This window comes from Pseudomonas brassicacearum (assembly GCF_003732265.1).
Classification (GTDB): Bacteria; Pseudomonadota; Gammaproteobacteria; order Pseudomonadales; family Pseudomonadaceae; genus Aquipseudomonas; species Aquipseudomonas brassicacearum_D.
The window spans coordinates 104,277-117,680 of the sequence record NZ_MOBK01000017.1; the positions used below are offsets into that span (position 1 = coordinate 104,277).

The window sequence follows — 13,404 nt, forward strand, 5'->3', positions numbered from 1 at the left end:
GGCCAAAATCGCGAGCAGGGGAATCAGCTGTGTGATTCGACGAAACATTTCGAAATCCTCATGGTTAACGCCGCTATGAAGCCAAATCTCTTCATCGGCTGTAACATGAGACCCCGTTTTCAGCGCGCCATCCCCTCAAAAAGGTAGGGCTTTGGCATGCGTTTGGATACAAAGCGGATACATTTTCAGGTTCAGGAACTCGCAATGACTCAATCGCAACGTTTGAAATACTCGATTCTGATCTCCCTGGTCGTGCTGGGGATCATGTTCGGCCTTTCGTTCCTGCAAAACGAAGGTGTCATCAGCGAGAAGCTGTTTCAGTACATCGCCATCGGTGTGGCGGTGATCGTCGTGGTAATCAACGGCGTGATGCGTCGCAAGGTCAAGCCTTGAGCGACAAATCTTCAACGGATGAATCGCGATGGAGCATGGCTACAGCGTGCGGATGCAGGCTGTAGCTTTTATCCGGATTAAGCGTGATCACGCCTTCGCTGCACAACCGTTTCAACACTTCCCGCACGCTGAGAAAGGACAGGGGAATATCCAGGTCCAGCAACTGACTGTGCACGCCGCGCACGCCCAGACTACGATCGCTTTCGGCGGCGACCAGCAAGGCGTCAATGACTTTGAGGCGAATCAGGCTGGTGCGCAGGCCAAAGCTCTTGAGCAGCAATCGGATGCGCTCATTGCCATTGCGCTCGCCGCGCGGCTCGAAAATACCGGAACCCATGGCAGAGCCCGTTGGTGCATTGCTACCGTCCATTGGCAGTTGCGAGTTGTACATGCAAAAACTCCTTTTCCGAGCCAGCCAGGTATTGTGAAGGGGGCTCTCAGTCATTTAGACGAACGAGCACGACAAATAATGAAGGCCCAAATGTAGAAAATTTGTCGACGCCACGTGAGCGGCATGTGAGAAGGCCAATTGGAATGACTTTGCGAGCCTAAATTTTTGTCTTTTGTTTCGTTCCTCAGAGAAGGCAGGGTGTTTGTCTTTTCGATCAGGAGCGAAAGTGATTATTTCCAGGCAGTTAACCAGGCTAAGCCTTGCAGGTTTGTTAGTGGGACTGAGTCTTGCGGCAAACGCCCGCAGTCAGCCAGAACAGGCGAGCGCTGACATTCGCCGCACCAGTTTCGGCGTGCCGCACATTCGTGCCGACAATGAGCGGGGGCTCGGTTATGGCATCGGGTATGCCTACGCCCAGGACAACCTGTGTTTGCTGGCCAACGAAATAGTCACCGTCAATGGTGAGCGCTCACGCTACTTCGGTCCGGAACAGCTGACCATCGAAGAGCGCGAGAATCTGGTCAGCGACCTGTTTTTCACCTGGTTGAATACACCTGATGCGGTCGCCGGTTTCTGGCAGGCGCAAACGCCCGAAGTACAACAACTCATTGACGGTTATGTCAGCGGTTACAACCGTTCGCTGGCAGAACGTCGTGCACAGGGTTTACCGACGCAGTGTCAGGGCGCGTGGGTACGAGAGATTACCGCCCAGGACCTGGTCAAGCTGACCCGTCGTCTGTTGGTGGAAGGAGGAGTAGGGCAGTTCGCCGAAGCGCTGGCCGGCGCTACACCGCCCAAAGCCTTCGCGCAGGTCACTGCTGAACCGCGGCCATTCCAGGTAGCTGACTCGCGCAGGCAGCGATTTGCCCTGGATCGCGGCAGTAACGCGGTGGCTGTCGGCAGCGAACGCTCGTTCAACGGTCGCGGGATGTTGCTGGCCAATCCGCATTTCCCTTGGGTCGGCGGAATGCGCTTCTACCAGATGCACCTGACGATTCCCGGCAAACTGGATGTGATGGGCGCTGCGCTGCCGGGACTACCGATGATCAACATCGGGTTCAACCAGCACCTGGCCTGGACCCACACCGTGGATTCATCCAAACATTTCACGCTGTATCGCTTGCAGCTTGATCCCAAGGATCCGACCCGCTACCTGCTGGACGGCGAGTCCAAACCCCTGCACAAACAAACGCTGACGGTGAAGGTGAAGCAACCCGATGGTCAGACCACGCAGGTCGAGCACGTGGTGTACAGCTCGGAGTTTGGCCCGGTCGTGCAATGGCCCGGAAAACTCGATTGGGACGCTCACTACGCGTACAGCCTGCGCGACGCCAACCTGGATAACGACCGGGTCTTGCAGCAGTGGTATGCGATGAACCAGGCATCCAGCCTGAAAGATTTGCAAGCCTCGGTGCACAGCCTTCAAGGCATCCCGTGGGTCAACACCCTGGCCGTGGATGACCAAGGGCAAACGCTGTACATGAACCTGTCGGTGGTGCCGAACGTCAACGCCGAGAAACTGGCCAAGTGCAGCGATCCACGGGTCGGTTTGCAGATGATCGTGCTCGACGGCTCCAACAGTGCCTGCGCCTGGGACATTGACCCGCAAGCGGCGCAAAAAGGCATTTATGCGGCAGGCCAGTTACCGCAGTTGTCGCGCAAGGATTTTGTGCAGCACTCCAATGATTCAGCCTGGATGGCCAACCCGGCGCAACCGCTCACCGGGTTCTCGCCACTGATCAGCCAGGAAGGCCAACCGTTGGGCTTGCGCTCGCGTTTTGCACTGGATCGATTGAGCACGCTGAACAAGGCCGGACCTTTGACGGCGGCGGATTTGCAACGGATGGTGATGGACGATCAGGTGTACCTGGCCGGGCAGGTCATGCCGGATCTGCTGCAGTTCTGTGCCGGTGACCTGGGGGCCGATGCCGCGGCGCTCAAGCCGCTGTGCGGCAGTTTAAAAGCGTGGGACCGCCGTGCGAATCTGGACAGCGGTCTGGGCTTTGTCCACTTCCAGAAAGTCATGGAGCCGTTGCAGCAAATCCCCGGTATCTGGCGCGTGGCATTTGACCCCAAAGATCCGCAAGACACCCCGCGAGGCCTGGCCATTGACCGGGTGGATGTCGCCAAGGCGCTTCGCGAGGCCATGCTCGCTTCGGCTGAACAGGTGAAAGCCCAGGGACTGAAGTCCGACGCCCGTTGGGGGGATGTTCAGGTGGTCAGCAGCGGCGGCCAGCAAACGCCGATCCACGGGGGTCCCGGCACATTGGGCATCTACAACGCCATTCAAAGCGTGCCGAGAACTGACGGCAAACTTGAAGTGGTCAGCGGCACGAGCTACTTGCAGGTGGTGACTTTCGATGACAAGGGGCCGCACGCTCAGGGTTTGCTGGCGTTCTCGTTGTCCAGCGATCCGGGGTCGAAGTATGCGCGGGACCAGACGCTGGCTTTTTCGAAGAAACAGTTGAGTGTGCTGCCGTTCACCGAGCAGCAGATCACGTCAGATCCGCAGTACCAGGCGCAGACGATTCGCGAGCAGGAAGGTCAAGCAGGGACGGTGGCTGCGCAATAACAGCAAAGGCACCTGGAGCAAAAAACCAAGGCCGCACCCCACAAGGGTTGCGGCCTTCAGCTTTTCGGGGTTTGTAGCGGAATGGAGTTGAGGACCGGATTGCCGTCCTTGTTGCGGGTCAGGTAAACCGGCAGCACCTTGGGCAAGGACGACACCAGGTTGTTGAGTTCCCTGATGTTGTAAATACCGCCGAGACGGATCTGACCGGTGCTGTGATCGGCCACCATCACCGGTTTGCTCAGGTAACGATTGATCAACGGCAGGGCATCGATGAGTGTCAGGTTATCAAGTACCAGTTTGCCACTGCGCCAGGCCTGCGAATTATCGTTGGCGTAGGTCTGACTGATTTGCGGCGTGTAGTCACCCTGTTTAAAGCGCGCCTGCATGGCGGGACCGAGACGTAAACCATCGCCGGGGAGGTCGTCGTTGCTGGTGACCAGCACCGACCCTTCGATCAGGTTCACGCGGACCTTGTCCTCGTACATCCAGACGTTGAATCGGGTCCCGGTGACCCGGATCCGGCCACTGGCGGCCTTGACGACAAAAGGGTGAGTGGTGTCATGGGTGACGCTGAAGAAGGCTTCGCCTTTTTTCAGCGTGACCCGGCGCTGATCCTTGTAGTTGCTGAATGTCAGCTCACTGCCCAGATTCAGTTCAACCTGACTGCCGTCGCTCAGGGTGACCTGACGGACCGTATCACTGGCTTCAAAGTGTTGGTACGAGTTGGGCAGCCAACCCAGGCTCCACCCGCTGTAAGCCGCCAGCGGCAACGCCAGGGCACACACCGCGGCGGCAATGCCGACACTGCGCCAGGGCGTAGCGGACTTGGGGCGCGCAGCGTGATTGATGGCTTCAGGGCGAGGCAGATACCCGGCAACCTCCCAGATCTCCAGCATGGCCTCATATTCGAAAGCATGCAGCGGATCGGCGTCATGCCATCGTTCGAACGCTACCCGTTCTTCAGCCGTGCAGTCGACGGCATGCAAGCGCATGCACCAATGCGCTGCGGCATCGGTGATCGCATCATAGTCGTCTTGCGATAGAGAATTGTCGGTCATTGACTCATCCTGATTTCCGGCATTCTAACCTTGCGAGCAAGTCTGCGAGAACAGTCGTCATGGCAATTAACCATCAAATCCGCGTTTTTTTCAGGTCAGGGCGTGCTGACGTGGAGTTGTCTTCCCAGATGACCGATGAGCCAGGCGATGCTGTCGGCGTTGCTCAGTTGTACCTTGAGCCTGATCAGGGGATCTTTCTTGAACGTGTGCCGGGCCTCGCTCAGATTTTCTGCACCGGTCAACGTCAAAACAAAGTCCTTGAGCTTCGAAGTATCTTCAAGCGTCGTGTTACCCAGTTCCTCCCACTCGCCGGTATCAGGGTCCAGAATCATGAACAGCTGGGTGTAGGGCGTCTTGACTGAAAGTGCGGTGTTTTGAAGCTCGGTCAACCCGGTTTTGAGCAAGTGGCCGATCGAGTCGGACGACTCAATCAGATCAGCGAATGGGCGGCTGGCATCGAGGTAGCTAATATCTTCGGCTTTGCAGGCAAGGTGTGACAGTTCATGAATAATTGTCATCGCGCGACTATGAGTGTTTATGGGAAATTGCGCGTCGCGTAGGTGCTGGCGGTAGTGGTCAAAGCCGGGACTGAAGAATTTATCGGCCAAGTGAATCTTTTGTTTCACGTCCTTCGGAACGATGAACGCGAAGGTTTGTTCCGCGCCTTCGATCACCCTGCCGACGACAAAACGGGAGGAATCGGGCTTTCTCAGAGTGGGGTCGAGCAAGGCTGAAAAAACCCCCTGGATGGTTCGCTCAAGCTGTTCCACGTGCGCTGGCAATACGTGCGGTACGCCGATAAAGTCGGCGACCAGTTGATGAACCGGGGTCTGGGTGTTGTCGGCATTCTTTAGCAATTGCACATTCCGAAAGCAGTTCCAGGCATAAGTGGTTGCCTGGTCCAGTGCCTCGTCAATCTGACGTGCCTTGAAAGGAAACAGTCTGCGGATTTGCGGCATTCCACGGGCGTCGACGTTCATGCCACCCCACACCGCCATGGTGGTATCCAGTCGATCGAGAAGGCTGAAGTGAGGCGGGGATGTTTCCCGGTCCAGGACCCATTGTTTCGCTACGTTTTGGCGCAGTACAGGGCCACGGATTTGGGTGGCAGCGATACGCCAGCGTGTGCCGCGCTTGGCGACCGGATACACTTTTCCTTCAACGGGAGCGTACTGTTTTCGGGTTGTTGGGTGGGTATAGAGCCCAAGCGACGAGTCTGGTGTCAGTGAACCCAGATTGACATCGACGGCCTCATGCCGGCTGGCCTGGGTACGTTCGGCAGCGGTGATGTCGACATCATGCCAGTTGAACCCGCGGGCGGGTGCCGCCGGTACAAGCGCCTGGGGCGTTGAAGGCACTGAAGTCTGATTCTCCAGCGATTGCCGTAGCGTCGCCAGCTGAGCAATGCCGCTGATGAATGCGCTTATCGCGGGTCCCCACTGATGCGTCTGCAGGTCTTCAGCGGATTGCTTGAAGTCACGGTAACTGCGCCAAACCGTAATGGGGTAAGTGAGTTTTCCCATGAAATAAGAGAACGCCTGGTGCAGGTCTTCGCCCAGCACGTGTCTGATGGTCGCCCATTCCGTGGCTTTTTTGTCGTCGGACTGACAACCGAGCAATCTGCCCAACAGCGCCGCGTTGTCATTGAACAACTGGCTGAACAGGTGCCCTTTGATCGCATTGGACGCCAGTGTGACCTCGCTGGCGTGATTCCCGGAAGACACTGATGTTGCTCGTGTGGCGCGGTTTTGCGTGATCGACATCCGGTTTTCCAGCCGTGTCCGGTCGGTCTCCGGCAGGTTTGTGAGTATCCAGTCGAACAACGGCCCTCGCGTTTTCAACTCTGTCAGCAGTTGCGCTTCGTTTTCATATTCCCTGATCCCGTGACGAGGGCTGTGTGGCGCAACAAGAATTTGGGGCGCTGTGTTGTCGGTCGCCGAGCCGATCAGATAGACCCCCGCAACCTTGATGGCCTGTGCCGGGTTGACCCCCAGGAACTCCAGCGGGCGAATGATTGCGTGGGCACCGTCGACTGCCGCGCGGGCGATGGCGTCGGGCATGTCCATGATTTGCCGGATCAGATCAAACCCGGTTTCGCTCAGGCGTTCCTGCAATTTTTCTGTGTGGGCGTAATGCATCAGTTGCCAGGGCAGTTGGCGGTAGAACCGTTTTCTGCGATCCGCATTGGCCGGGGTGTCGGCAAGAGCCTCACTCAGTATTTTTTGCTGTTGCTCCCCCGTTTTCAGGTTTCGTATCAGGTCTTTGATGTAGCGTTCGTCCATTTCTTGGGGAATCACGGTGCTATCAAGCGATTCCAGTTTAAATCGGGCCTGGTCCAGTTCCTTGAAAGGCGTCAATGCAAAGTCGGTGAGGGTTTGCACTCTGGGCGGTGAAGTCGGCCGCGCGCTGAGCTGGATCTGAACCTTGTCCGGGTCGATGTCGAAGGTGTCTGCCTTGAGTTGTTTTTCCAGTTCGGCATGAGCCGTGCGCTGCAGTGACCGCAGGCCCGTCAGGTAATCCTCGTCGTTTTTGACGTTGTCGAGGTATTGCTGCAGCAGTTCCCCGTGCAGCACCAGGTCTTTAATCGAGGCGTTGGCCAACCATGTCGGAAGTTTTTGTTGAGTCGTCAGGGACAGGGCAATGTCCGTCGCACGGCGTAATCCTGTCAGCGGCTGCCGTAACGCCACCAGGTTCAGCAGGTCGGTCAGTGGTGCGGTGGGGAGCGGCGTGGCCAATGCGCGAGTGAGGCACGTCTGGTCGAGATGGACATAGGGCTTTTGAAGGTGATCGAGAAAATGTCCGTGGGTTCGTTGCAGCGGTGCCAGGGTGTAACTTCTGCCGGGTAATCGCTCGCTACGGCCGAGGTTCTCCAACAGTGTTAACCGCAACGTGCGGTCCTTCAGACGATGATCAAGCGCGGTGCGTAATCGTGACAGTGACTCGAAGGCCTCAAATCCCGCCGCCGGCGTCCACAAGACTGACTTGCCCGAATGTTTCGGGTCCAGGCCGCCTCGTTCAGTCAATACAAAACAACTGGCCAGTTTTAACGGGTCTGCAAGGTCGCCCGGCTGCAACGCCAGGGAAAATACCTCGGGCAAAAAGCCGTTAAGCGCGGCTCGTTGCAAGTGAATCGGGCTGTCGAGCACGGTTTTGATGATGGCCTGCTCCGTCGCCCCGAGGGTCCGTGTGACGGTACGCAGCTTCAGTTCTGTGCGCAATGCCGTGGACAGGGTATGGGTGAAACTCGATTGCAGGTTCGTCACGGATGAACTGACCAGGCTTTGTGCCTGGGTAAGCGTGCGCAGGCCCGGGGGAATGGCCGGGTGCTTGTCCAGGAGTTGATCGAGCGCCTGTTCAACCGATTCAAGGCGCACCAGTGCTTCCTTGGCTGACTCGGCCCGCACGGTCACCGGTTGCGCACTCCAGCGCTGGTCCACCCGTGTACTCCAGCGGCCGGCGGCATCGCGGGCCAGTAGCCGGGCGTCGAGCAGACCACGGACATCCAGCGCGTTGTCAATCAAGGCATGAGGGGACAGCGTGCCTTCGCTTTCACGGTAACGGCTCAGGGCATGGCTGAGGTTGTCCCGTTGCTTATCGAGGATGCTGGCGATGACTTCTTCAAATACCGGCTCGGTGATGGGGCGTCCTTCAATCAAACACTCATCGGGCGCCAAGGCCAGAAAGGTGCTGCGTTCATCCAGCGACATGAAGTTGAGCAACGTATCTTCATGCCCTTCGCTTTTGAGCATTTGCAGCACGATTTTCTTCACTGCGGACAGCGTATCTGTGGCTTCGATGCCGCGTGACGGGGTGTACAAAAAGCCCAACGTATCGGCGGCGCCGATGATCAGCGCCGAGGTCAGTTCCGCGTAGTGCTTGAAGGGGGCGGTGACCCGCACTTTTTCAACGCGTAGCGCAGCGTCCTTGGGGGCACGGCTGACTTTCATCAGTTGCAGGTATTCCTGTGTTGTTAACGTGCCGTCCTGGCGCTGAAGCAGAAGCTTGAGGTGAAACGTATCGCGCAAGCCCTCGCTGAAAAACGCCCGGCGTGACAGTCCATTGCTCATGGGCGTGTTCCAGAACACGTCGAGCTGGCTGTGCAAGTGCGGCGTGAAGCTTTGGGCGATCTCTTTTACCGCGCTTTCCCACGCGAGGTTATCGGCGTCCTTGCTCACACCGTGCCCTGGATGGGCGAACACTCTGGAGTCGCCCGCGGGCCACTGGTTGGTCAGGTAGAAGTGGAGGAGGGCATCACTGAGTGGGCGCTCGGCAATCGTGTGATGGAATTCGCCTTCGCTGAAGGGGGACGCCGTCCTGACAAAACTCTTCAGTCGAGTCTGACGCTGGTCCAAACCTGGAAACGGCTTGTGCAAGGCGTTTTTCAGCGTGTCATCCAGCATTGATTGCAACGTCGGCATCTTGAGCAGTTCGCCCATCATCGTGCTGATGTTCAGTGCCTGATTGTGTTCAAGCCGGGTCTGCTGATCCTGGAACACTGCGCCGGCGATTTCTGTTGTAGAAAAGTCAGGTGTCGCGGTGGCGGCTAGCGTGTTGCGTTGTTCGATCGAGAGAAAGCGCAACAGCTCCTGTTTGTCAGCGTCCGACGCCAGCCACTCCTTGAGCTTGCTTTTGAGATCGTCCATGTCCGCAAACTTGATCAAGCCTTTCCACGGCGTGTAAAGCGTGACCTCGCCATCCTCCGGCCGGCCCATGGCAAAAGCGCCGGCCAATGGAATATCCGGTTTGCCCGGCGTGTTCAGTGACAGCAGGTAAACGTACATGGGTTCTTTTTGCGTGGTGCGGGCGACTTCGGTCGCCAAATACACGTTCTTCAACCATTTCAGGTCGGCAAGGGAGAAGTTCAGGGTTTTTTCGCGATCACCGGGCTGCCGCGCAGTGGAGGCGCGATCGGCCTCGTCGAAAAAATAGGGGGCTGAGGGATCAGTCATGGTTTTTCCTCGATGTATTGGGTGGAGGAAAAACGGTACGGTCATTGGAATGGGGGCGTGCGGTACATATTGCTTGAGCCGATCGGGTGACTCAGGCTTGACAGGACGCCGGTAGAGCAGCGCTTAATCGGCGACTCTTTTGGGTTGCCTTGCAACCTTGTTTCACCCTGTTGCCCGTACTCAATAATAAAACTGGAGCTTCAGATGACCGCATCGCCCGAAATGGCCGTCAGTTCGAACACCCAAACGCTCGATTTCGACGCGCTCGTTCAATTGCTCGAACAGATTTTTCTGCGTCATGGCACCTCTGCCGACGTCGCCAAAACCCTGGCCCTTAATTGTGCCGGCGCCGAGCGCGACGGGGCTCACAGCCACGGCGTGTTCCGTATCCCCGGTTATGTCTCGACGCTGAACAGCGGCTGGGTCGATGCCCAGGCCGTGCCGGTGGTCGAAGACGTGGCCTCAGGATTCGTCCGGGTCGACGCTGGCAATGGTTTCGCCCAACCGGCCCTGGCGGCGGCACGCGCCTTGTTGGTGGAAAAGGCGCGCAGCGCCGGCATTGCGGTGCTGGCGATTCGCAACTCGCACCATTTCGCCGCGTTGTGGCCGGACGTCGAGCCCTTTGCCTATGAAGGGCTGGTGGCGCTGAGCGTGGTCAACAGCATGACCTGCGTGGTGCCGCACGGCGCCGATCGTCCGTTATTCGGCACCAACCCGATCGCGTTCGCCGCCCCGCGCGCGGATGGCGAGCCGATTGTCTTTGACCTGGCCACCAGCGCCATTGCCCATGGCGATGTGCAGATCGCGGCGCGCAAGGGCGAGCGCTTGCCGGCAGGCATGGGCGTGGACAGCCTCGGCCAGCCGACGCAGGACCCGAAAGCAATTCTCGAAGGCGGCGCACTGCTGCCGTTTGGCGGGCACAAGGGGTCTGCCCTGTCGATGATGGTGGAATTGTTGGCGGCTGCGCTGACCGGCGGCAATTTTTCCTTTGAGTTCGATTGGTCGAACCATCCGGGGGCGAAAACCCCATGGACCGGTCAACTGTTGATCGTCATCGACCCGAGCAAGGCCGCCGGGCAAAACTTTGCCGAGCGCAGTCAGGAACTGGTGCGGCAAATGCACAGCGTGGGGCTCAAGCGCCTGCCGGGTGATCGGCGCCATTCGCAACGGGCCAAGTCCGCTGCTCAAGGCATAACGCTCGACATCGAGACCTTGGCGAATCTGCGGGCACTCGCGCAGTAATCAGCCAACCTGTAGCAGGCATGAAAAAGGCGAGCCAATGGCTCGCCTTTTTGCTGTGCGAAGCGGGGAGGCTTAACGCCGACCCAGCAACAACCCGACCACCAGCCCGAATCCGGCAGAGATGGCCACGGTTTGCCATGGATGACCGCCGATGTAGGTTTCGGTGGCTTCGACGGCGGGTTTTGTCCGGTCACGCACACTGCTGACCGAGTCCCGTGCCTGCTGGAGTTTCAGGGCGATTTGCTCACGCAGGGTTTCTGCTTCCTCGCCGACCAGCGCGGCGCTGCTGTTCAGCAGTTTTTCCGATTCTTCGATCAGCGTGGTCAGTTCGCTGAATGCCAGATCCTTGATTTGGTCTTCGGCGACTTGTGCAGCGGTTTTCCGAGCCATTGAGGTACTCCTTGCAGGTAAGTAGGCAGTGAACAATGGAGTCTGGCGCGGGTGAAAAAGTTGCAGTGGATTTTCCCGTCGACCCTGCCGGATAGAAAATTCCTGAGTCGGACATTTCGTCCTACAGTGTAAGATGTCGCCTATTTTACGCAGCAGGAAATTCCCATGAGCTTCAATCTGGCCGACAAACCCCTCGCCGAGCGCGCGGCGCTGGAAGATGAAAAGTCCCGTCTGTTCGACCTCTGGCAAAGCAACCTGGGCAAATCCAAGGGTGAGGCCGCACGGTTGTTCGGTGAGCGCGCCAAGCGTAAAGGCAAGTGGGCTGAATGGGTCCGTGCCGAACTCGACGCGATGTCGCCGCCGGAATACGCCAACATGGTGCGCAGTGAAGTCAATCGCCTCATGGCGGCCAACAAGTAAGTCCGGCTTCAGGCGAAACACGCGACAATTGCTTCGCGCACTTTCAACACCACCGGATCGAGTTGCGTGCTGGTACGCCAGCCCAATTCGATCGGGTATCGCGGCAAGGGCAAAGGGCAGGGCAACAGCACCAGTCCACTGAGCGCCGCGATGCTTTGTGCGGCATGCGCCGGAATGGTCGCCACCGCCTGACTGCCCTTGAGCAGGTGCGGCAGCGCGGCAAAGTGCGTAGTCGACGCACACACCCGACGACTCAGCCCCAACGCCGCCAGTCCTTCATCGGTGATGCCGATAAAACCACTCGACGACACCAGAATATGTTCGCGGGCGACGAACTCTTCAAGGCTGAGGGTTGGTTGGTCGTCGGCCAGGCTGGCGCGATCCACCAGGCACAGGTATCCGCCTTCCCCCAACACCTGACGGCTGAGCAAACGCTCGGAAAATCCGCCGGCGGTGATCGCCAGATCGATGCTGCGCTCCATCAAGGCGTGGGCAACGATCTGGCTGTGGGTCTGGCGGAAGATCAGCCGCAACTTCGGTGCAGTTCGCGCAATTTCTTCGATCAATCGCCGGCCATAGGCGATCTCGAAATCGTCCGACATCCCCACCGACACTGAGCGGCCATCGTACTGATGGGCGGCCGGATCGACCATCGCCAGGCTCTGGCGGCATTTGTTCAGCGCATCGCTGACCACCGGTTTCAATTGATTGGCCTTCAGGGTCGGTGCGAGTCCGCGGCCGGTACGCACGAACAACTGATCGCCATACACTTCGCGCAGCCTGCGCAGGGCGGCACTGACCGCTGATTGCGTCACGCCCAGGCGCAGGGCCGCACGGCTGGCGCTGGACTCTTCATGCAGGGCTTCGAAGACTTTGAGCAGGTTGAGGTCGACGGTGGCGATATTCATGGTGTTCATATCATTCAGCAGCGAATCGGGCTTTATTCATGATCCCGTGGCGCCGGAGAATGAGCAATACCTGATGCCAATGGAGTCACTGCGATGCCCAAGTCAATCGTTGCCGCGCTGCAAATCGGCGCCTTGCCCGGCGGCAAGGCCGACACCCTGGAACAGATACTGTCCTGGGAAAACGCCATTGCCGAATCCGGGGCGCAATTGGTGGTGATGCCCGAAGCGTTGCTCGGCGGTTACCCCAAGGGCGAAGGGTTTGGTACACAGTTGGGTTACCGCCTGCCGGAAGGGCGTGAAGCGTTTGCCCGGTATTTCGCCAATGCCATCGACGTGCCGGGCGCCGAGACGGAAGCCCTGGCCGGGTTGTCGGCGCGTACCGGGGCCAGCCTGGTGATTGGCGTGATTGAACGTGCAGGCAGTACGCTGCATTGCACGGCACTGATGTTTGACCCGCAGGCCGGGTTGATCGCCAAACACCGCAAGCTGATGCCCACCGGCACCGAGCGGTTGATCTGGGGCAAGGGTGATGGCTCGACGTTGCCAGTCATCGACAGCCAGGTCGGGCGGATCGGCGCGGTGATTTGTTGGGAAAACATGATGCCGTTGCTGCGCACGGCGATGTACGCCAAGGCCATTGAGGTGTGGTGTGCGCCGACGGTGGATGAGCGTGAAATGTGGCAGGTCAGCATGCGCCACATCGCCCATGAAGGACGCTGCTTTGTCGTCAGCGCCTGCCAGGTCCAGGACTCACCGCAGGCCTTGGGTGTGGAGATTGCCAACTGGCCGGCGGATCGGCCGCTGATTGCGGGCGGTAGTGTGATTGTCGGGCCGATGGGTGACATTCTGGCCGGACCACTTCGAGATGGTGCCGGATTGCTCACCGCTGAGATCGACACGGACGATCTGATTCGGGCGCGATATGACTACGACGTGGTCGGGCACTATGCGCGGCCGGATGTGTTTGAGCTCAGCGTCGATGAACGACCCAAACCCGGCGTCCGCTTCACCGCATAACAAATGTGGGAGATTCTATGTTTGGGGGGAACCCCCAAACATAGAATTTGGGCTGTATTCACTT

At 58.5% G+C, this 13,404-nt stretch carries 10 protein-coding genes; 5 read left to right on the top strand and 5 right to left on the bottom strand.

Translation table 11 applies throughout. The features are described from left to right. Positions 1-204: 204 nt before the first annotated feature. The gene (locus BK660_RS29045; protein WP_123436262.1) at positions 205-393 is read left to right on the top strand and encodes a hypothetical protein; all 189 of its coding nucleotides are present in this window, start codon (positions 205-207) and stop codon (positions 391-393) included. Here the strand turns inward: BK660_RS29045 and BK660_RS29050 are convergent. After that, positions 383-784, bottom strand: a complete 402-nt coding sequence (locus BK660_RS29050) for a fe2+ zn2+ uptake regulation protein (protein WP_123436263.1) — start codon at positions 782-784, stop codon at positions 383-385. The genes BK660_RS29045 and BK660_RS29050 overlap by 11 nt on opposite strands. Before the next feature lie 226 nt (positions 785-1,010). Between BK660_RS29050 and pvdQ the strand changes: the two genes are divergently transcribed. Further along, complete coding sequence (gene pvdQ / locus BK660_RS29055) at positions 1,011-3,356, top strand: bifunctional acylase PvdQ (protein ID WP_123436264.1); 2,346 nt, start codon at positions 1,011-1,013, stop codon at positions 3,354-3,356. A 56-nt stretch (positions 3,357-3,412) separates the two neighbouring features. Here pvdQ and BK660_RS29060 read toward each other — a convergent pair whose 3' ends face one another. Further along, complete coding sequence (locus BK660_RS29060; RefSeq protein WP_123436265.1) at positions 3,413-4,414, bottom strand: FecR family protein; 1,002 nt, start codon at positions 4,412-4,414, stop codon at positions 3,413-3,415. Positions 4,415-4,509: 95 nt separating this feature from the next. After that, entirely contained in the window at positions 4,510-9,363 is a 4,854-nt protein-coding gene (locus BK660_RS29065; RefSeq protein ID WP_123436266.1) for a dermonecrotic toxin domain-containing protein, read from the bottom strand. A gap of 204 nt (positions 9,364-9,567) precedes the next feature. Between BK660_RS29065 and BK660_RS29070 the strand changes: the two genes are divergently transcribed. Beyond that, the gene (locus BK660_RS29070) at positions 9,568-10,605 is read left to right on the top strand and encodes an Ldh family oxidoreductase (protein ID WP_123436267.1); all 1,038 of its coding nucleotides are present in this window, start codon (positions 9,568-9,570) and stop codon (positions 10,603-10,605) included. 72 nt (positions 10,606-10,677) lie between these two features. Here BK660_RS29070 and BK660_RS29075 read toward each other — a convergent pair whose 3' ends face one another. Then, a complete protein-coding gene (locus tag BK660_RS29075; protein WP_123436268.1) occupies positions 10,678-10,995 on the bottom strand; it encodes an ElaB/YgaM/YqjD family protein in 318 nt (105 codons plus the stop codon). A gap of 165 nt (positions 10,996-11,160) precedes the next feature. Between BK660_RS29075 and BK660_RS29080 the strand changes: the two genes are divergently transcribed. Further along, a complete protein-coding gene (locus BK660_RS29080) occupies positions 11,161-11,415 on the top strand; it encodes a hypothetical protein (RefSeq protein ID WP_109786463.1) in 255 nt (84 codons plus the stop codon). A gap of 8 nt (positions 11,416-11,423) precedes the next feature. Here BK660_RS29080 and BK660_RS29085 read toward each other — a convergent pair whose 3' ends face one another. Further along, the gene (locus BK660_RS29085) at positions 11,424-12,332 is read right to left on the bottom strand and encodes a LysR substrate-binding domain-containing protein (protein ID WP_123436269.1); all 909 of its coding nucleotides are present in this window, start codon (positions 12,330-12,332) and stop codon (positions 11,424-11,426) included. 84 nt (positions 12,333-12,416) lie between these two features. Between BK660_RS29085 and BK660_RS29090 the strand changes: the two genes are divergently transcribed. Further along, the gene (locus tag BK660_RS29090) at positions 12,417-13,340 is read left to right on the top strand and encodes a carbon-nitrogen hydrolase family protein (protein ID WP_123436270.1); all 924 of its coding nucleotides are present in this window, start codon (positions 12,417-12,419) and stop codon (positions 13,338-13,340) included. Positions 13,341-13,404: the final 64 nt, after the last annotated feature.